Origin of the sequence: Poriferisphaera sp. WC338 (assembly GCF_050931845.1) — a bacterium.
Classification (GTDB): Bacteria; Planctomycetota; Phycisphaerae; order Phycisphaerales; family Phycisphaeraceae; genus Poriferisphaera.
Map to the genome: position 1 here is coordinate 1,868,795 of NZ_CP194516.1, position 19,351 is coordinate 1,888,145.

16 protein-coding genes are annotated in these 19,351 nt (G+C 48.2%); 6 read left to right on the forward strand and 10 right to left on the reverse strand.

What is annotated here, in order from left to right; genetic code table 11:
- Positions 1-335 precede the first annotated feature (335 nt).
- From ACQ6WK_RS07700 to ACQ6WK_RS07715, 4 genes are all read right to left on the reverse strand, one after another.
- Positions 336-986: a MotA/TolQ/ExbB proton channel family protein gene (locus ACQ6WK_RS07700; protein WP_432800161.1), complete on the reverse strand. Its 651-nt coding sequence runs from the start codon at positions 984-986 to the stop codon at positions 336-338.
- A 176-nt stretch (positions 987-1,162) separates the two neighbouring features.
- Positions 1,163-1,981 (reverse strand): type II secretion system protein, encoded by an 819-nt coding sequence (locus tag ACQ6WK_RS07705; protein WP_432800162.1) that lies wholly within the window; start codon positions 1,979-1,981, stop codon positions 1,163-1,165.
- Between the two features lie 112 nt (positions 1,982-2,093).
- Positions 2,094-2,972: a LamG-like jellyroll fold domain-containing protein gene (locus tag ACQ6WK_RS07710; protein WP_432800163.1), complete on the reverse strand. Its 879-nt coding sequence runs from the start codon at positions 2,970-2,972 to the stop codon at positions 2,094-2,096.
- 412 nt (positions 2,973-3,384) lie between these two features.
- Complete coding sequence (locus ACQ6WK_RS07715; RefSeq protein ID WP_432800164.1) at positions 3,385-5,421, reverse strand: cytochrome c biogenesis protein CcdA; 2,037 nt, start codon at positions 5,419-5,421, stop codon at positions 3,385-3,387.
- 524 nt (positions 5,422-5,945) lie between these two features.
- Between ACQ6WK_RS07715 and ACQ6WK_RS07720 the strand changes: the two genes are divergently transcribed.
- Both ACQ6WK_RS07720 and fliM read left to right on the forward strand, forming a co-directional pair.
- Positions 5,946-6,605: a response regulator transcription factor gene (locus ACQ6WK_RS07720; protein WP_432800165.1), complete on the forward strand. Its 660-nt coding sequence runs from the start codon at positions 5,946-5,948 to the stop codon at positions 6,603-6,605.
- A 155-nt stretch (positions 6,606-6,760) separates the two neighbouring features.
- Positions 6,761-7,786 carry a flagellar motor switch protein FliM gene (gene fliM / locus ACQ6WK_RS07725; protein WP_432800166.1) on the forward strand — a complete coding sequence of 342 codons (1,026 nt, stop codon included), beginning with the start codon at positions 6,761-6,763 and terminating at the stop codon, positions 7,784-7,786.
- Positions 7,787-7,828: 42 nt separating this feature from the next.
- Here the strand turns inward: fliM and ACQ6WK_RS07730 are convergent, their stop codons facing one another.
- A complete protein-coding gene (locus ACQ6WK_RS07730; protein WP_432800167.1) occupies positions 7,829-8,647 on the reverse strand; it encodes a hypothetical protein in 819 nt (272 codons plus the stop codon).
- 144 nt (positions 8,648-8,791) lie between these two features.
- Here ACQ6WK_RS07730 and ACQ6WK_RS07735 point away from each other — a divergent pair, with 144 nt between their 5' ends.
- Positions 8,792-9,565 carry a ComF family protein gene (locus ACQ6WK_RS07735; RefSeq protein WP_432800168.1) on the forward strand — a complete coding sequence of 258 codons (774 nt, stop codon included), beginning with the start codon at positions 8,792-8,794 and terminating at the stop codon, positions 9,563-9,565.
- Between the two features lie 28 nt (positions 9,566-9,593).
- On the opposite strand, the gene pheT is transcribed toward ACQ6WK_RS07735, so the two are convergent.
- From pheT to ACQ6WK_RS07755, 4 genes are all read right to left on the reverse strand, one after another.
- Entirely contained in the window at positions 9,594-11,633 is a 2,040-nt protein-coding gene (gene pheT / locus ACQ6WK_RS07740) for a phenylalanine--tRNA ligase subunit beta (protein ID WP_432800169.1), read from the reverse strand.
- A gap of 137 nt (positions 11,634-11,770) precedes the next feature.
- Positions 11,771-12,850, reverse strand: a complete 1,080-nt coding sequence (locus ACQ6WK_RS07745) for a YHYH protein (protein ID WP_432800170.1) — start codon at positions 12,848-12,850, stop codon at positions 11,771-11,773.
- 96 nt (positions 12,851-12,946) lie between these two features.
- Positions 12,947-14,242, reverse strand: coding sequence for a glycoside hydrolase family 18 protein (locus tag ACQ6WK_RS07750; RefSeq protein WP_432800171.1), 1,296 nt, complete (start codon positions 14,240-14,242; stop codon positions 12,947-12,949).
- Positions 14,243-14,384: 142 nt separating this feature from the next.
- Complete coding sequence (locus ACQ6WK_RS07755) at positions 14,385-16,193, reverse strand: sugar phosphate isomerase (protein ID WP_432800172.1); 1,809 nt, start codon at positions 16,191-16,193, stop codon at positions 14,385-14,387.
- A 235-nt stretch (positions 16,194-16,428) separates the two neighbouring features.
- Between ACQ6WK_RS07755 and ACQ6WK_RS07760 the strand changes: the two genes are divergently transcribed.
- The 3 genes from ACQ6WK_RS07760 (at position 16,429) to ACQ6WK_RS07770 (ending at position 18,366) form a co-directional block, all read left to right on the forward strand.
- Positions 16,429-17,073 (forward strand): hypothetical protein, encoded by a 645-nt coding sequence (locus ACQ6WK_RS07760; protein ID WP_432800173.1) that lies wholly within the window; start codon positions 16,429-16,431, stop codon positions 17,071-17,073.
- Positions 17,074-17,348: 275 nt separating this feature from the next.
- Positions 17,349-17,687 (forward strand): DNA-directed RNA polymerase subunit omega, encoded by a 339-nt coding sequence (locus ACQ6WK_RS07765; protein WP_432800174.1) that lies wholly within the window; start codon positions 17,349-17,351, stop codon positions 17,685-17,687.
- Between the two features lie 91 nt (positions 17,688-17,778).
- The gene (locus tag ACQ6WK_RS07770) at positions 17,779-18,366 is read left to right on the forward strand and encodes a flavoprotein (RefSeq protein ID WP_432800175.1); all 588 of its coding nucleotides are present in this window, start codon (positions 17,779-17,781) and stop codon (positions 18,364-18,366) included.
- 144 nt (positions 18,367-18,510) lie between these two features.
- Here the strand turns inward: ACQ6WK_RS07770 and ACQ6WK_RS07775 are convergent, their stop codons facing one another.
- The gene (locus tag ACQ6WK_RS07775; protein ID WP_432800176.1) at positions 18,511-19,320 is read right to left on the reverse strand and encodes a prepilin-type N-terminal cleavage/methylation domain-containing protein; all 810 of its coding nucleotides are present in this window, start codon (positions 19,318-19,320) and stop codon (positions 18,511-18,513) included.
- Between the last annotated feature and the right edge of the window lie 31 nt (positions 19,321-19,351).

The following is a 19,351-nucleotide window of genomic DNA, read 5'->3' on the forward strand; positions in this document are numbered from 1 at the left end:
ACGAATCCAGAGAACCGGCCGAATCACACAACAGGCGCACTGTGATTCACACAATCTTTCTATCGTCAACCGCTCAAGGCAAACTGAGATCATTGGCCCGGTTAATTACAGGATCCCCCTATCCGTTGTTCGCTGATCCACACAAACAGAAGCCACATCCCGATAACTAACGAGCCTGGTACACATGACGAATCAATCCTGAATTGGCAAAGCTTTTTGAGGGCGAAATCAGCAGGCCGATAACTATACCCACTTGCACCCGGTGGCAATTACAGAATGTACTCGCTCAAATAAGCTCAAAACGATCCGAATTCCCACCCCGGTTTTCGGCAGAACTAACTCTTGCTGGCACCATCGCCTTCACTTGCTGCGACTGCGTTTACTTCGTTTGTAGACGACATGCCGGCACTCGCCAACGATTCCATCCGGCTTAGCGTACGCTCACCTTGTGCACGGAAAGCGTTATACGGAAACAGGCTGATCAGCGACACGATCAATCCTGCCGCAGTGGTAATCAGTGCCTCCGCAATTCCGTAACTCAATTCACTTGGGTCAGCAGCTGTGCCGTTTAACGAAAGTACTTCAAAACTTTCGATGATCCCCAACACCGTACCTAAAATCCCAAGCATTGGCGCTGCTGTAATGATCGTCGAAAGTGTCGGCATAAACCGTTCTAACCGCCGGCGCTGACTTTCGACCGCATCCACAATACCCGCATCATTCATGTGTTTTTCAGTCAGCAGTCGCCGCAACATCGCCCCATAAACACTCTCGTCCTGCTCAACCAAAGCAACGGTTTTTTCTTGATCGCCATCACGCAACATGCGACCCATTTGCCGTACGCGTGCAAGCTGCCCGGGGTTGTTCTGTAGCGTAAAAAACCACAAACGTTCGAAAGCTAGCGTCACCGATACCAAGCTCAGCCCTAGCAACGGCCACATCACCGGGCCGCCTCGCCCCATCACTGCCCAAAAGCTATCTATCATCGATTCGATCATCCCAACAGCATACCACGGGGGCCCCACCCTTACCTACCCTCGGCTCCCTTTTGCTTCCTCCGCCATCATTCTAATGACAGTCAATAATGTCATAGCCGCCGCAATAAAAAGCCTGCATCGCTGCAAGCTTATTGCTAGAACATCTTCTGATGTAGAGATCTCAGTTATAGGCCGTAGTAAATCTTGCCTACACGCCCTGCTGTGCCGTAGCCGCTGACCTCATCTTCGTGCTTATCATCTCCATCAATGAGCAGGCCGTAATCAAGGCTGGTTACGTCTTGCCAATTAATGGTTTCGGCATGGCCGTCCAGATAACTCGTATTCATGTCCTTACCGTGTGGACCTTCAACCGCCAAGCCGCCACTACCAAATCGCATCCACCCACTCCATAGACTTGAACCCTCGGGCAACAATGGCGCATTACGAGAATAGCTATCCACTGAATGTGGCCGGACCAAAGACCAGTCTTGCCGAGACTGTAATTCTGAAAAAGCAATCGTGGTTGAAGGAGCAAGACGCTCGCCACCATGTTGCGTAACCACACCATTGGCGGCATAACTGACCAGCCGTGGGTCCGGCCCACCCGAAACATTTTCAATGTAAACCGTCGAGCAAGTTAGCATTTCATTGCCATCAAGACCATCATCATTGTTCAGGTACTTGAACGAACTACGTAGCCAATTGGCTGGGCGGCTAGAGTCCATCGGGTTCGAAATCAACCACAATGATGTTGTTGGGTCTTCGTGTGCTCGTTGAAACATAAATTTTTGCTTGTTATCAACCATATAACCTGCACCGATCATGGCAAGTTGTCGCATATTGCTCAGACAACTCATCGTTCGTGCTGCTTCACGAGCTTTCGTTAAGGCTGGCAATAAAATACCGATTAGCAGCGCAATAATTGATATGACAACAAGAAGTTCAATCAAAGTAAAACCACGTTTTTGTTTTGTACGTTCAATGCTAAAGTCTGCCTCAAGCATGATGTGTTCCTTACGCCTCAAATGAAGTAAATACAATGTTAAAACCTGACAATGAAGTGTGATACAAGCCGCAGCAGGTCCTTTTCAGATCCGCTGCGGTAATATTTAAGGCTTAAAGATGTCGTTTGCGCGAAACAAGTACTAGCCCACCAACACCAAAAAGTAGCAGAGACGCTGGTTCCGGAATGTTGTTGACCAACAAAGCACTCTCATCCAGCACTTCATCGCTAATACGAACGTTATCAATAATGCCAACAAAACCGCGTTGGAAGCTTGAGGATGTGCCTTGAGCACCAAGTGCAAACTTGCCTGCCCCTGAGAACGGTGCGCCTGTGCCGCTTGCAGAATTGGTTGTTATAGAGATATTATCCAGATCTGAAACGTCAGCCACCATCAGTTTCTGCGTACCATCCGCAGCTCGACTTATTGCTGCGTAATACCAGACATTTGCATCCAATTCGATAGATGAATTCAATGACTGCCCGCCTCCTGCCGCCTTGTCGTAATAAACGTTGAGTTGGCCTTTGCCATTGGATTTACCAGAAATACGAAGCAGGTAATTCAGCTTGTTGTTGGTGGTGTCGTATTGCGATAGTAATGAATACGGCTTGGTGCGACTAAAACCTGTTGGTGGAATATTGTCTAACTTAAAAAAGATCTCTGCGGTATAACTTGTAAGACTCAGCTGAGCTGCTTCCGCTGTTACTTTTGCTGTTGATACGTGGTAATCGGGGTTTGCGCCGGGGGCACCGCTGTTGTAATGCAAACCACCTGTGCCGTTAAAACCACCGGCACTCCATGCAGGATCCCCCCATCCTGAGCCACTAGTACCGCGACGCAGTGTGAGGCTAGCCCCGGCATCATTGGCGATATCCTGGCCAGTCTGCTCTTCGAAATTCCAATGTGCAATAGTAGCAGCATGCGTAGCACCGGTAGTGATACCAAGTGCGAGTGCACAGGCTACCAATCGCCATGTGTTCATTTTGCTCATTCTCAAATCTCCTTCAGTTAGATTGGTTTTCATGGCAAGTTGTTGGGTACTGCAGTGGAAATGCGATGGCCTATGAGATGGATCACTTGATTTGTTCGCCTCTACAGCACGTTCTATTGGCTATAAATACAAATGTAATCACCAGCACCCAATATGTCAATATATTTATGAATATATTCTTATTATTTACCATCAATCGAGTGAATGTAACTTTACAAGTAATTATATGGATATTCATGTGGTATAGAATAAAGTGCGGGTATACCGAATAACGCAATCGTATACTAATAATGGCCTTTTCTTACCTGAATGAAAACTTTAGTTCTATGAATATTTTCAATTTGTTTTCATGCATTCGTCTTAAAAAAGCCTCCCGAAACTCAGGAGGCCTATTTATGCTTTCAATCTTTGCTTATCGCAACCCAACGACCGCCTCGCCCTTGGCTTGAGATACAGCCTGGATCACTTGATCTGCCGTATAAGCGTCACTTTTAAAGACTTCCTTGCCATCTGGTGCATAGACCACCAGCAACGGGATGGTCACGCGCCCAGCTTTTTCTAACATCTCCTTGCCAGCAACATTCTTATCACTGGTGATATCAACCTTCATCGGCACCACATCCTTTTCCTTCAACTCATTTACCACCTCATCAGTAAACAACACGCCATGCTCCAGCGCCTTGCAGTTTAAACACCAATCCGCAGTAAAATCCATGACGACAACCTTGCCATCACGCAATGCCCCCTGAAATCTATCTGGCGTGTAATTCACCCAGTCAATCGGCCCTTTATCTGTAAGCCGTACCGTCCCCATCCAAACAAGCACAATCACAGCCACCCCAGCAAGTGACCAGCCAATACGAAGCACCGGCTTCTTCGTGATCTGCCATGTACGCACAATCAGCCAGATTGCCGCAAGAGCCACGAATCCCCCAACGATCCACCAATACACACCACTCGGACTATCTGGCGGCTGTACAACCAAAGCACTTATACCCACACCAATAAAGAACGCTGCCGCCGCAAGCATTAACAGACCCATCACCTGCTTAACCAATTCGCTAGCAGGCCCTGTCCGTGGCATCTTGTCAACCAAATGCGGCATGGCACTTAATACTAGATAGGGCAACGCCATGCCAAACCCAATCGCACCAAATGTCAGCAGCACCACCGCAAAACTTTGCGTTAATGCCCATGCAGCCGCAGCACCCATAAAAGGTGCAGTGCAAGGCGTAGATAACACCGCCGTCATTACGCCAAACCCGATGCTGCCGCCAGCAGTTTCCTGCTTCGGACTGTATTGATAGACCCATTGCGGCAAACGAATTGAGAACACGCCACACATACCAATAGCCAAAAGCGCAATTACCACGCCTACACCAATCGTAAAGATCGGATATTGAAACAGCTGATTGACCGCTTTGATGGACGCCACGCTTCCGATCACACCGCCGAGCAGCAGCCAGAATCCCACGACACCCACACTCATCCATATGCCAAGCATCAAGCATTTAGCGCGATTCCCCGCAGCTTGACTCAAGCTCATAATCTTAATAGGAATCACCGGCAAAACACATGGCGTAAGATTCAGCAAAAAGCCACCAACCATGGCAACCAATAACAGTAAAACAAAACCAACGCCTTGTGTATCAATCTTAAAGCTTAAGCCAAAGATATCGAACGGCACTTCAGTATGAGCAGCAACTTCACCTGACACCATCTGCTCAAAGACACTTGTATTGAAACCTGCAAACAACACTGGATCAGAAACATCTTCACCACCACCGCTCTGTCCAGCCACGGCCGCCGCATCGGCAAGCGTCACAACCTTAAGAGTCAAATCTATCGGCTGATCCACAGGTATTAAGCACACCTGATCATTGCAAGTTTGATACCCAAAGTTAATCCGCACAGGATAGTCACCTACAAGGGCATCATCTTTTACGATCACCGGTATGTAGAAAACCGCGCGATGTTCATAAGCCTTTATTACAAGTGGCTCACCTGTAAATTGAACCGTTACTTCTTCTGCCTTAGGAAATTGAATTGGGCCAAAAATCAATGCGGCTTCCGACTGATCATTACCACCCTCAATATCATTGCCTTGCGACACCTCAATTGTTGTGGGAATAAGTGGAAACGGGAAATCACTTGGGATCTGCTTTTGCTCTGGATTAATATGATACGTCGGTGCGATGTCCGCTACGATCGCAATTACGCGCTGATCGCCGGGGCTTGCAACAGATTTGAGCCACTGAGCATGCACCGTAACCGGCTGATCTTTACTGACCTCGGATAAATCTCCTGAAGCTGAAAATGCCTGAGCGCGCAGGTGATCTACCGGCCACACCAGAGCAGCAAACAGTGTCGCAATAAGAAAAAAGAGCAACGCATGATGAGCGCCACCTGAATTGCAGTGTAAATGCGGTATAGTTTTTTCCCTATACATCGTCTAAAGGGCCTCCTGACCACGTGCTTGCTTCATGTGCCATATCGTATGGAATCTTCATCGAAGCGGATAGTATTCGATTGGATATAAACCACTATGAAACATACGTTTCAAACTAAGATTTATTCCGTCCTATAGGTAAATATTGCCCTTAAATATATTTAGGCTGAACATGAGATATCACAAGGGTTAACCTAGGTTGTTTTAAGTAAAATATAGATTAGCGCTTGCGTTTTTTACGACAATCGTATTATCCTTTCTTAGGTATCACTTTGTCTTCTTTCCGGCAATACCAGCATCTTAGTTTCGCTTCATACTTAAAGTTTTTCTCTGAGGGGATATGTCGAGCTGGTTGTAACCGAGGGACACTTTCGTATCCGCGTATCATGACATTCAGAACACTGTGGTCACCAGGACGTGGCGCATGTTCTTATAAATATTGGATGGGACCAGAGAAAGTTTGGTCGTGTCGTGAGATGTGTGAACTCATCCCTGCTAACCGATGAGCATGAAAGGAAAAACCCATGCCAAGCCAAACCGTTTACATTGTTGATGACGACGAGGCAGTCCGCGATTCACTGGTGATGTTAATTACCTCGATGGGTATGGCCGCTGTTCCGTTTGATTCCGCTGAAACATTTCTTGAAGCCGCAAAAAGATCTCCAGATCAACTTTCAGGGTGCTGCGTGCTTGACGTACGCATGCCCGGTATGAGTGGCATCGAGATCCAGAACCAACTCAACACCATGGGCATCAATCTACCCTGCATCATGGTTTCCGGGTTTGGGGATGTTCCATCCACCGTTGACTCGTTTAAAGCGGGCGCAATGGATTTTCTGGAAAAACCATTCAATGAGCAGCAGCTTCTAGACCGTGTGCAGGCGGCATTGATCTGGGACGCCGAGCAACGAAAATTCAGCGAAAAACTGGCCGAAATATCCATGCGGCACAACCGTTTGACTCCCAGAGAGCGGCAAGTCATGGAGCTGGTCGTCCAAGGCAAACTGAACAAGCAGATCGCTGCGGAACTAGGCTTGTCTCACAAAACCATTGAGGTCCATCGCGCCCATGTGATGGACAAGATGCAGGCCGATTCGCTCGCCCATTTGGTCCGAATGGCCATGACCCTTAAACAGGCTGAGCGATATGCTCGCCCGCTGATCAAACCACCAATGTACAACTGATTCAGTACCCAGCACGAGAGAGGCACGGCCTGAGGGACCCCCAAGGCCGTGTTTTTTCATGCGCAGGCCTCCTCATGCCCATAATATTTAAGACCTGCCTCTCAATCGCCCGATAACTCTTGTACGTCAGTTTCTATTTGGAGTTTGCAAAACGTATGTCGGATGTCTTAGATCAATCAGAAGTCGATGCGCTGCTTGCTGCGGTAGATGATGGCGATGATTCATCTGATCAATCAGAGGAGGTCGTCAAGGTTTTCTCCGCTGGACGGGGTCTTGTTGAGACCGATGCTGAAATTCGCAATTACGACTTCAAACGCCCCGAACGTGTCTCCAAAGATCAGATGCGTGCCCTTGAGACGCTTCACGACACATTTTCCCGCTCGTTTGGTGCCGCACTGTCAGGCTTCCTCCGCACCATCATGGAGGTCAAAGTCGCCAATATCGAGCAAATGACTTATTCCGAGTTCACCCACTCTCTCCCCAACCCAACCTGCTTTAACCTCCTCACAGCCGAGCCGCTTGAAGGCAATATTTGCCTCGAGATCTCACCACTTATCATTTACCCGATCATTGACCGCCTCCTCGGGGGATCAAACGCTGACCTTTTCATCCCGCAACGGCCACTTACCGCAATCGAGCTCCGCTTGGTCGGCAAAATTATCGACCGCGCAGTCTCCTCCCTCGGCGAAGTTTGGGAATCAGTCCTGCCCATCAGCTTCAAGCAACAGGAAACCGAATCCAACCCCGCATTGGTTCAGATCGTCGCACCTAATGAAGTGGTCGTCGTGGTCGGTTTTGAAATGAAAATGGGCGGGCGTGCTGGCACGATGTCCCTCGGCATTCCATATGCCGTCATCGAACCTGTTATGGACAAGCTCTCCAGCCAATCATGGGCCGCCTACAAGAAGCACTCTGCTTCCGACAAGATCCGCAATCGCTTGGCGAACCACCTCGAAGCAGCAAAGCTTGATGTCTCCACCATCTTGGCCGACTCATCGATCAAACTTACGGAACTAATGAATCTTCAAGTCGGCGATATCATCACGACTGAGAAACCTGCATCCTCACCGCTAACATTATCCATTGGTGGTAAACGAAAATTCATCGGCCACCTCGGCCAATACCGTGGCAATCGCGCCTTTAAGGTTGCACGTCAAATCTCCCCCAAAGACCGCGTCTAATATTACCTACAGTGTCTATCCCAACCTTTAAGCAAGCATGGATCATGCTTTGCGCGAAATCTTCTTTGCTTTTTCAATCAATTCTCGCACACCACGATCGCTAAGCAGATATATAGGATTCATCACCTTCGTACCGACCGCAAACACATTCGCGCCCGCATCGGCATACTCATCAATATCGCCTTCCGTCGTAATGCCACCACCGCCTATGACAAACAGATTTTGATACTGATCCTGTTCTCTCAACTTCCGGATACACTGCAATGACACCGGTTTTAACGGTTTCCCACTGATCCCACCTGCGACATTTGGCAGCGTGTTCGTGCAATGGAAACACTTTACTCCCGCACGTACCGCCTGCTCCACCATTCCCTCATAATTCACCGGCGGCAACTTCACCACAACCCCAATATTCTCACGATCAAGTTTCACTGCACGCTCAAACAAATCCACCGGCCAATTAATATGCCCCACATTCGGACAACTCATGTTCAACTCTACCCCTAAAACCTTTGGAAGCTTCTCTCCTCCAGATTGCGCGATACGCTCCACTTTTTCTAACAACTCATACCACTCCCCATCATCAAACCCGTGGATGCTCACCAGTTTGTCGCTCGCATCAATTTTGCCTGCTGTGATCTTTGCCGCCAGCCAATCAATCCCGGGATTCCGCAAACCAATCTTGTTCACCCACCCACGGATGCGGCGATAATACCGCACCGTCTTCAAGATCTGAATCACTCTCCCTCCGCGACGTTTGGCAGTAAACGTACCCAAAGTCGCTGTTGCTCCACTCGGCTGCACATAATTCCCAAAAGGTGCACTCACAATCAAAGGCTTCGCCATAAGGCCTGCCTTCATCCGATCAAATCCGTTTGTTTGTTCTGAAGTATTCACACCTCAAGTATACAAACACAAATGCCATTGACACCCCTAGCCTCCGCGCCCGACAATTTCCACATGCGTCCCGCCAGTCAACATTCCCATTCGTGGCTAAACCGCCCGTTGATTCATTTTCATCGTGCCCGCCGGTTTTTCCTACCAACCTCGCTCGAATCATTCTCACGATCTCATCCTGAACTTCGCAACTGGTCGCCCGACTCTCCCTCTGATTATTGCCCACGCTGCGGCTCGTCCCTCCCGTCCGAAGCCCATCCTCCAGCCAATCAACCTTGCCCGCACTGCCCCGACAAACCTTATCCCTTCACCCGCATTATCCGCCTCGCGCCTTACAACGATCTGTTCCGTGATCTAATTCATACCTACAAATACGCTCGACATTGGTCACTCGCCCCATTTTTCTCTGATCGTCTCGCCCCTCGTATCCCAACACCATTTGACCCTAGACGATTTATCATCACCGACATCCCACTTCATCCATTTCGGCGTATGCAACGCGGTTTCAACCAATCACAACTCATCGCCCGCAACCTCGCCAAAGTCTGCAACCTCACCTACAAGCCTCTGCTCAAACGTACCCGTCACACACCGTCACAAACTGCTCTCTCGCCTAATCAACGATTAGATAATATGCGCAGCGCATTCAAACTTGCCCGTCATCGTTATGATCTAACCGGTTATCACATTCTCATTGTCGACGATATCAAAACTACCGGCTCGACCCTCGCCGCCGCATCACGCCCATTGCTAAAAGCAGGTGCCACACTCGTTACCGCTGCCGTCATCACCGTTGCCGATCCACACAAGCAAAACTTTCAAACATATCTTCCCAAACAAGATCAATCTCCCCAACAAAAAACCGTCACGCCCAAAGCATGACGGTCATTGATCGTGTTTCTTATAACACTTATGCGCCTCGTACTTCTGCGTTCAGTTTCGCTCCCAACGCATCCATGACTTTTTTCATTTGCGGATCAACCTGTTCATGTCGAAGCGTTTGAACAGGATCGCGGAACAACAAGCGGAAGCTCACGCTCTTTTTACCCTTGCCGATCTGCTTTCCACGGTAAACCTCAATGAACTCAACTTGCTCCAGTAGCTCCGGTTTTTCATCCACCACCACACCCTCAATTTGCGACCAGCGCACATCCTCTTCAACAACCACACTCAGATCGCGCTCGATGGCAGGCACACGCGGCAAGTCGCGCGTTTCATGTATTGGCGGGTACAAAGCTTTCAATGCATGCAAATCAAGCTCAGCCCCCACAACCTTCATCTGCAAATCAAATCCATCCGAGCTTACTTTCTGATGAAGCAAGCCCATCACCCCAACTTCTTTCTCGCCAATCTTAATTGCCGCAGCTACTTCCCATAGATTCCCCTCGGTAGCTTCGATCATAATTGCTTCACGCGCCGCCACCCCTCCTAAAGTTTCGACCGCTTCTTCAATCGTCCCTCGCAAATCTCGCATCGCCCCGTCCTGATCAATCGCATCTGCCAGCAATGTCAGCTTTACCGTCTCAATGATCTCATTCTCAGCCTGATGCCAAACGCTACACGTTTCAAATAGCTTCACGCCGCTATTACCCAGATCCTGATTCAGCTTTCGACATGCCAATAAACTCGGCAGCGCGCTTGGCCGCAGCATCCCATCCGCCTTCCGCATATCTTCATTGAGCATTAATCCCGACTGCCCATCCTGCAAGAAGCCTTTTCCCTGTTTTGCAGTCACAAAACTATACGTGATCGTCTCATGGAACCCATGCGCGATTAGCGCCTCAGCCAGCTTCTTGCCAGCTTTTATTTTCTCTTGCGTTGGTTTTACTTCAAGATGAATCTTTTCAGAGATTGCGATGTTTTCTAACCCAAAATGCCGTGCAACTTCCTCGATCAAATCTACTTCACGCTTTAGATCCAAACGGAATGTTGGCACCGTACATATGATTTTTTCACCATCAATCTCAGGTTCAAGTCCAAGTTTTGACAGATATCCCGCCATTACCTCCGCACTCAGATCCGTACCAAGCAACTGATTCGCACGTGCCACGCGCATGGTTACTTGCCCATGATCGGATGGTTCATTTTCGCCAACGCGTACGACACCCTCCGCAATTTCGCCACCAGCCAATTCAACAATCAAACTCGCTGCACGACGGCTTGCGGCTTCCACGCCCCGCGGATCAACCCCGCGTTCAAATCTGAAACTCGAATCGCTTCCCAACTTCAACTTTCGGCTTGTTCTTCTCACACTCAGTGGATCAAACCGCGCACTCTCCAACAGCACATCTACCGTCTCGTTTCCAACTTCACTATGTAATCCGCCCATCACCCCTGCAATCGCGACGGCTTTCTCGGCGTCAGCAATAACTAGCATATTGTGATCTAGCTCATGATTAGACCCGTCAATCGCAGTGAACTTTTCGTTTACCTCAGCCCGCCGTACTACAATTCGTCCTTCTTTTAACAATCCCATGTCAAAAGCATGTAATGGCTGCCCCATTTCAAGCAACACATAATTCGTCACATCCACCACATTGTTGACACTTCGCAACCCCACCGCTTCAAGTCGCTTTACCATCCAATCAGGACTCGGGCCAACCTTCACACCCTTGATGACCCGTGCGGTATAAACCGGGCAAAGATCCTCTGCTTCGATCAGCACGCTGGTTAACTCGCCCGCACTCGCCAGCTTAGAAGATTCATCCAGCCCGAATTCCGGTCGTGCTAGCTCCCGCCCTGTAGCCGCGCACAACTCGCGCGCCAGCCCCACGACCGACAAGCAATCGCTTCGATTGCTTGTTACCTCAAGGTCCATCATCACATCGCCACCGTCCAGATGATCCGTCCCATCTTCCGGGAAACCGACATCCGTCATCACACCTGCAACTTCTTCTTCCGTTGCCGAGCGGTCCAGGTACGCATTAAACCATTCAAGACTGATCTTCATAACCCGAAATTCTACCTGCCCCAGGATTTACAGCAAATCTGAATATCATATAGGCCAAAACAAACACTCGTTCAAAGAAAACAAGCCCACGCTCATTAGCGAAGGCTTGCTCCTATTTAACACTTACAACCCTATCCTCACGACCGTGGCCCTCTTGGCGGACGTCCACGCCGTTCTTCACCTGACCCGCCCGGCCTACCTCGCATATCTCCGCCACCCCCACGAGGCCTCGGACCTGCGTGCTTCTTCTCAAAACTCTTATCTGGCGTTCCACGGAACATCCGACTTACAAACGGAAACTCTTCCGTCACAACATAGTAATACGTCCCCTCAGGATAATCCGGCGTCACGCCCCAACGACCATTACACTCATCCAAGTCGCCCGCTCCTTCAACATACTCAAAGTCCGCCGAGTATGTTCCATCATACTTACCACCGGGCCCAGCATCACCACTCGGCCGCGTACCCTTCTTCAGAACATAACTGCTCTGCAATTTCTTTGTACCACTTTTCGGGTCATCAGTATCAACGAATCCGTAAAGTGCGTAGATCGGAAAACCATCTGCCATATAGCCGATCAATACCATATCATCTTCAGCAAGACTATTCGCTTTACGTTGGATTTCGATCAATCCAGACGGCAATCCATGATAGTGATACATACCATTTGGCTGCACATGTGCATGATTAAAGTCAGCCCCAAGATTCAGCTTCCCTGTAAGCGCTTCATAATTCCACTCACGCATCCCTTCATAATATTCAGCCGACACAGGATCAAATGGAACACCATTCAAACCCACCGCCATCGTATACCGCCCTCGTTCAGTCGGTTCTTCATTTACCGCAGGTTCCAATGGTACCCGCCACTTGAAACGTTGCTCCTGCGGAGCATGGGGATTATTACGATTTGGGAACCGCCCAATTTCATGATTCGGCAAACCGTTACCTGTGATATACCGATAATCGCCCTTCACTGTAATCTCTACCACCGGATCAGCATCACTGGGCACTTGGTTTTCTCTCGGTCCCCGTGGCCCGCGCTGCTCGCGTTCTCCACCACCACGCTGATCCAGCCGGGCAAACATCCCCTGCCTCGAATCCTCATGCTCATCGTGCCCTTCATGAGCCATCGCATTCTGCCCTGCAAAACATAAGCTTAAACCTATTGCCATAGCGCATGAGATACCAACACAGGTCTTCCGTTTCTGTTTGTTCATTGCATTATCTCCTAGTGCGTTGTGTCCTTTTTCCCTGACCACAACCAGCATAACGCAACATCAGAGAATCTATTGCATCGATGATTTTTCGAGGGATTATTTGTAACTTTTACTATGCATCAAACCATCTGCTGTGAAACGAATCAACGATTGCACACTTTCAGGATCTCGTACATCATTACTCACATCCCAGAAGAACATCCCACCAAGATCATATTGCTTCACGTAATCAATCTTCGCCTGATAAGATGCACGGCTTGGACACGTAATCCACGTACCTCCGTCAACCTCAGGTGCCCACACATAAGCCGCTTTCGCATCTTCATCCATTTTCAAATAGTACTGATTTCCCTGCTTTTCCAATAACTCTTTCGCGATGTATCGCCATTCATAATATCCTTTGTGAACCGAAGTCCCCTTTGCCAAACCAACAGCTTTTTGAAATACACCTTCTTTTTTTACATCAACACCCTGCCATCCTGCAGCATAAAGCGGCGCACCTACCATTATCTGCCCCGGTTTAAACCCAGCATTTAAGTACCCTTGCAAACCAATATCACCGCATATATTTTCATCTCCCGCAATGGCTTTTGTTGGATACATCGGCGAAAGATGGCCTGTCTGATCCTTAATCCATCGCCCATGCATGTCATAAACCATCACATTCACAAAATCGAAAAGCTTGGACAGCTTCTGTAATTCCAAGTGTTTTTGACGATAAATGCTCACCGTTACTGCAGCCGTCAATAAATATTCCTTGTCATCCTCTTCCTCATAGAAATCCATCTCATCTCGAATCGCTTGCATTAACTTCGTAAAATTCTCACGATCTTCCGGCCGCTGCTTATCTTTATACTTACTCCCCTTCACCGGAAATTCCCAATCGATATCAATTCCATCAAATTGATACTTATGCATAAACGCAACAGCATTTTTCGCAAGTGTCTCTCGGCCATATGCTGTTACCGATAAGCTCGAAAAATGCATCGACAACTCCCACCCACCAATTGAAATCAACGTCTTTAAATGCGGATATTTCTTCTTCAGTTCAATAAGTTGCCGAAGATGCCCCTTCACACCCTGCACCCCTTTTCCTTCTGGATATACCATCTCTAAACCCTTAGACAGCATATCTACCTTCACCTGGCCATCCTCCGTCAAATGCGCAAACGCATAAAACAAATGCGTTAAATGCTCCGCCGGCACGTCCCACACGGTATAGCCACCTTCAATCCCACCCCATTCAGGGAAGTATGCCATCACTTTTTTTCCACCGGTTAAATCAACCTGCAATTTTCTTTCTGTAAGGTTTGATTTATATGGCACATCCACACTCTTGCAACCAACAACAATAAGTACAACAGTCAACATACCCAAAGTAATTTTACACATCGATATATCCTCGCATGAAAGATCTTCAAGCTGATTCCATCTCACAAACATCCCTTTGAGCTTTTAAAATAGCAATTAGCAAAACATCCATCCATAAAAAAACCCTTCAAATGAAGGGTTTAAGGGGGAATTTCTATCGTATTTAGACTGCCGCACTTTCTTCGCTCATTGATAAACCGTATTCCTCAATTGCCCATTCTACAGGCGAAACAATACGGCATTCTTTTTCACGGATTTCTGCTACCGCTTCAAGTGCGGTATACAAGCGTTCGCAAGCCGTCGTGTAATCGGTACCGGTTAGCTCTGCGATCAATCTTGCGCTACGGTCGATCAGTTTTTTGTTCGATGCTTGTACGCAGACCATCCAGTTACTTGTTACTCGACCAATCAACGCCATTGCCGCCGTCGAAACCGTATTTAGCATCAATTTCACCGCAAGGTGCTGCCACAACCGCATTGGAGAATTCTTTAAATTACAACTGATGTGATAATGTTCGCCCGGCAAATCACTCAGCGCATCAGCTTCTTCAGATCCAACACTCATCGTGGCGACATGCTTATACAAACTCGACATCTTCTTGAAGCCTTCAAGCATACCGTTGGCCATAAGCTTATCTGCTTCTGTGTCCGCACTCACAAGAACCAATGCATTGGCCGCTGTCGCATAACGGGATACATCAACCTCATTTCCAATGCGGAATTTATGTAGCACATCACAATTCAATGCAGGTGGATCATTGATGATCGCTTCCGGCGCTTCAAGTCTCTTGTAATCTGCAGGCTGCCAATCCAAACAACGCGGCTTACGCCCCAGCAGCTGCTGCCAAGTCTCAGGGGTCGTCATCGTTGGGTGCTTCACATATGCCCAGGAAACTGGTGAATCCTGATCATCGTACTGACGAAATGGCGGTAAACTAAACGTTGGCGAACGCTCAGTCGTATCCGTTAAAATATCTAATAGAAAACGTTCCGCAGAATACGTCACACGCCCTTTTTCTACATAAAGATCGTGTTCAAACTGAACGAAGCCGCTCAGTGCTGCGATATTACTCGACTCATATAATTCCTCAATCAACTTGCCGAAATCCTGGCCACCGTTCGACAAATCAAGTTCACAAAGCCCTAGATCTTCTAATGTTTCTTTGGAATGCCATTCAAGCAAGAATCGGTAGAGTGCGCTTTCCAACGCACCGCCAACAATCAAAAGCTCTGCCGTTGTCGCTTGCATCCGCGTTGATCCTGCAATGGCCATCTGCCCCGTCGCAAGATCAAGACATGTCACATCTGCATGCTCAATCATCTCGCGCGATCGCTCAACATGATCAACCAGAACATCTGATGGATTGTTGTAAACAAAGAATACTTCCGCCCCAACTTCAAGCCCTTTCCATGCAGTTCCGATGACAAATGGTGTCTCGCCACCCTCCGTGATCGCAACAACAACATCATCTTTCTCCACCCCCGTATCTGCGATTTGTTTTTTGCCAAAGCGCGGAAAATCTTCAAACCCTTCAACTGATTTGATCAGCGCATAATCTCCACCCGCCATCACACTAAACGTTAAATCTTCACGGTCTGGCATATCCGCATTGATTGCTTTTAATGTTTTACCGTGCTCCTGCCAGAAACCTCGCCACATCGCATCAAGTAAAATGCTCAGCCGTCCAGTCGCTCCACACCCTGTAAAAAATATCTTCTTACCATCAGCCATCGCGCGAAACATCGCGGCTTCCAGCTTCTGGTATTCTTCCCCGCCAAATACCTTCGTCATCACCGGCTCAAGATCTTCCTCAACCGACAGCAATTGACGTACCCCTGCATTCAGATCCGACTGAATACGCATACTGAGTCCGCGCGTCTTGGGATGCGGTTGTTCGGTTACCAGCGCTCCGAGATGGAATTCCTTTTCGTTCTCAACAAAGTGAGACGCCTGATCCTGAGCCAAGGTCATTACTGAAGCCTTTCTGCTTACATGAGAGATACTTACAGGCACAGCCAAGCATATTATATAACATAAACGATATAAGTTCTATAAATCTGGCTGTTACGCGCTAAAATCATACCCCCCTCACATATCGAAAGTTCATAAGTTTCTTGTATTTATATAGTTACATATACGATGCGTTTTCAACCTTACGATGCCATCGATTTGTATCCACGACATAGATGCAAGACAATGGGAACCCATGCCAGCACCAGCAAAAACACCACGGAACAAGCATGGCCGCAAACCAGGACGCGGCCTTCGTCCGTGGCTACTCATCCCAAAAATCCTCTGTTTCTGCTTACTCGTCGGCTCGCTGGCTGCACTGGGACTGCTTTGCCTGAGACAGGTTCTGATGCCAGAAAGCATCAATATTGATCCTTACCCCGAGATAGTCCCCGCTCAGACATATCTGGATCTGACTGGACAGATAGAACAACTCGTCAAATATCTCATCATTCCCTCAGCTACCCTCACTATCTTTTTCGGCATTCTGCTCCTTATTGATGCACCACGTATCTTTATTAAACTCCGCTGGTTACAGATTAAAACCCTCTTGGTCATTATCACGCTTCCCCTTCTGCACATAACCACTCGAATTGTTTATGAAGGTTACGCAACCGTACTTCATAGCAATCTTCAACAGATGGATTTAGCTGTCAGCAATGATCTCGTACTGGCAGTACCGCTCATAGATACCTGGGTAGCTGATTCACTCGACCGCTACCTCTTACTCCTTGGCACGATTAGCCTTTTAGGTGTCATTGCTCTTGCAGCCATCATCCTGATCGGGAGACTCAAGCCCAAGCTCTGGCAAAATTGGGCCAAAGCCTACCCTCGGAAGTAAAACAACCCCAAAACATCCGCCCTATCACCCAGAAGCCACAATCGAGCAACGAGGCGAGCTGAAGGATTAGATCAGTGCGATGGAAGTTTTCTGTGTAACTTACTTCTCTGCAGCTATTTGCAATGCGTCAGGGTGATGCTATAATGCCACGTTCTTTCATCGGCAGTGAATGTATGCGCCGACATGAAAGAGACCGCAGATCGTTACCATGGATCATGCGACTCACCAAGCAAGCACACTGTTTCTTTGACGCAAGTCATAGATGGAGAAACCAGATGATTGAAGCTCTCAAGGACGACAAAGTCATCAACGAACTCGGCGGCCGTTTTAAGTTTACAGCTCTTATTCAACACCGTGTCCGTCAACTGATGGATGGCGCTCGACCACTGGTTGACCGTCAGGGTCGCAGTGATTTTGAAATTGCTGTCCAAGAGATCATTGAAGGCAAAATCACATACCAGCTGACTGGTGAAGAACCCGCGCCCGGTTTTAAGCCTGAAGGCGTTGAAGAAGCAGTTGAAGAAACTGCCGCTGCAGAAGCTACTACTGATGCAGCAAGTGCTACCCCCACAGATGAACCGCCTATGAATCCGGGCGACATGATCATTGGATAATTGCTCATCCGTGATGATCGAGATCAAAAACCTAATCGCAAGTTAGCATGATCTCTGATCTTGATATAAACGGCCTGACAGAGATCATTAAATGAATGACCACCCGCTTTCCAACTCGGCTGAGAAGTGCTTGGCAGGGAAGCGGGTTTTGGTTGCGCTAACAGGTGGAATCGCTTGCTACAAAGTTTGCACGCTGGTAAGCCGTCTCGTTCAAAACGATGCTGATGTTCGCGTAATGATGACTGAAGCGGCAACGAAGTTTGTTGGGCCAATGACATTCCAAAGTTTATCCGGCAATCCAGTCATGACGAGCTTGTGGGATACTGGCGAAAATCCAGATGCGGAACATATTGGTTTGGCACGGTGGTGCGACTTAGTGGTAATGGCGCCCGCAAGTGCAAACTCGATCGCAAAGATGGTGCATGGGATTGCAGATAGCTTCGTGAGTACAGTCATGCTAGCGGTACCAAAAGAAACACCGATGGTGATTGCTCCAGCGATGAATGCAGACATGTGGGAAAATGCAGCTACCCAGCGGAACATGAGCTTACTGAAAGAACTCTATCCGCAAGTTAGATTAGTCGGACCAGAAGAAGGGTGGCAGGCTTGCCGCGCGGTTGGATATGGAAGAATGAGCGAGCCAGAAGATATTGTGGCGACATGTCTCAGCACGTTATAGATATGGCTCGGCCCCTCAGAATATGAACGGGGGCAAGATCGCGAAGAACACAGATTTCCGCAACACACGATAGATGATGATTAAAAAAGCACATCCGTTCAACGTATGTGCTCGTAAATGATCTGCTAAGAAGATCTCGTTCTATTACGGTGAAAAATTTTGACGAATGCCATGTTCTGGCCATGGGAGATATTCTGATCGCCAAGCAGTCACTTGTTGCGGTGTACCACTTAGAATGAAATCTCCATCAATTGCTTCCCATGTATCCTCCCAAATGGCAGTAGCAGCGTGCCCATCTAAATAAGTGACGTTAAAACGTGACGGATTGTTGGTGTTACTGTCGTGTCTAAATCCAATCCATTGTGATGTGTTGGGACCTAGCAGTCCTCCAGCAACAGGATCCCATGTGGCGACATGGTGCAGTGCATCATTCTGAGAAAGCCCATCGAGAAAGAAGATCGCTGAAGACGCACGACTAAATTGTTCAACTCTAATCGCAGCGAATCCAAAGTCCGGATTATGGCTGGTATTTATACGGTAGGATGCTGGAAGATCGTCAGCTTCTTGGCCCGGAGCGGTTGTCCATGTGCCGCGAATGCTCTCTGTATTATCTGAAGGACAACGGAAGATATCTTCGTTTTGGACAACATCATTTAAAACGTAATCCCACCCCCAAAGTGGATGTCGGTATGGCCAAGACCCTATCTGACTACCATCACTTCTGGGCGTGTCATTCCACCAAGGCTTAGGCAGATAGTCATCATGTTCAACCGAAAATGCAATAGCAGCCAACGTAAGTTGCCTTTGATTCGATAAACAAGAAATAGATTGCGCGGTCTGGCGTGCAGATGCAAGTGCGGGCAAGAGAATTGCTATTAGCAATGCAATGATAGAAATAACAACGAGCAATTCAATAAGAGTGAAACCTTTCCGGTACATGATGGCGATCTCCATAAGCCACATCATGCAGATGTGTGTTTTAGGA

What these genes read in the sequence shown, in the direction of transcription:
- ACQ6WK_RS07700 (WP_432800161.1), bottom strand. Translation starts at nt 986, where the DNA reads ATGATAGATAGCTTTTGGGCAGTGATGGGGCGAGGCGGCCCGGTGATG.
- ACQ6WK_RS07705 (WP_432800162.1), bottom strand. Translation starts at nt 1,981, where the DNA reads ATGCTTGAGGCAGACTTTAGCATTGAACGTACAAAACAAAAACGTGGT.
- ACQ6WK_RS07710 (WP_432800163.1), bottom strand. Translation starts at nt 2,972, where the DNA reads ATGAGCAAAATGAACACATGGCGATTGGTAGCCTGTGCACTCGCACTT.
- ACQ6WK_RS07715 (WP_432800164.1), bottom strand. Translation starts at nt 5,421, where the DNA reads ATGTATAGGGAAAAAACTATACCGCATTTACACTGCAATTCAGGTGGC.
- ACQ6WK_RS07720 (WP_432800165.1), top strand. Translation starts at nt 5,946, where the DNA reads ATGCCAAGCCAAACCGTTTACATTGTTGATGACGACGAGGCAGTCCGC.
- fliM (WP_432800166.1), top strand. Translation starts at nt 6,761, where the DNA reads ATGTCGGATGTCTTAGATCAATCAGAAGTCGATGCGCTGCTTGCTGCG.
- ACQ6WK_RS07730 (WP_432800167.1), bottom strand. Translation starts at nt 8,647, where the DNA reads ATGAAGGCAGGCCTTATGGCGAAGCCTTTGATTGTGAGTGCACCTTTT.
- pheT (WP_432800169.1), bottom strand. Translation starts at nt 11,633, where the DNA reads ATGAAGATCAGTCTTGAATGGTTTAATGCGTACCTGGACCGCTCGGCA.
- ACQ6WK_RS07745 (WP_432800170.1), bottom strand. Translation starts at nt 12,850, where the DNA reads ATGAACAAACAGAAACGGAAGACCTGTGTTGGTATCTCATGCGCTATG.
- ACQ6WK_RS07750 (WP_432800171.1), bottom strand. Translation starts at nt 14,242, where the DNA reads ATGTGTAAAATTACTTTGGGTATGTTGACTGTTGTACTTATTGTTGTT.
- ACQ6WK_RS07755 (WP_432800172.1), bottom strand. Translation starts at nt 16,193, where the DNA reads ATGACCTTGGCTCAGGATCAGGCGTCTCACTTTGTTGAGAACGAAAAG.
- ACQ6WK_RS07760 (WP_432800173.1), top strand. Translation starts at nt 16,429, where the DNA reads ATGCCAGCACCAGCAAAAACACCACGGAACAAGCATGGCCGCAAACCA.
- ACQ6WK_RS07765 (WP_432800174.1), top strand. Translation starts at nt 17,349, where the DNA reads ATGATTGAAGCTCTCAAGGACGACAAAGTCATCAACGAACTCGGCGGC.
- ACQ6WK_RS07770 (WP_432800175.1), top strand. Translation starts at nt 17,779, where the DNA reads ATGAATGACCACCCGCTTTCCAACTCGGCTGAGAAGTGCTTGGCAGGG.
- ACQ6WK_RS07775 (WP_432800176.1), bottom strand. Translation starts at nt 19,320, where the DNA reads ATGGAGATCGCCATCATGTACCGGAAAGGTTTCACTCTTATTGAATTG.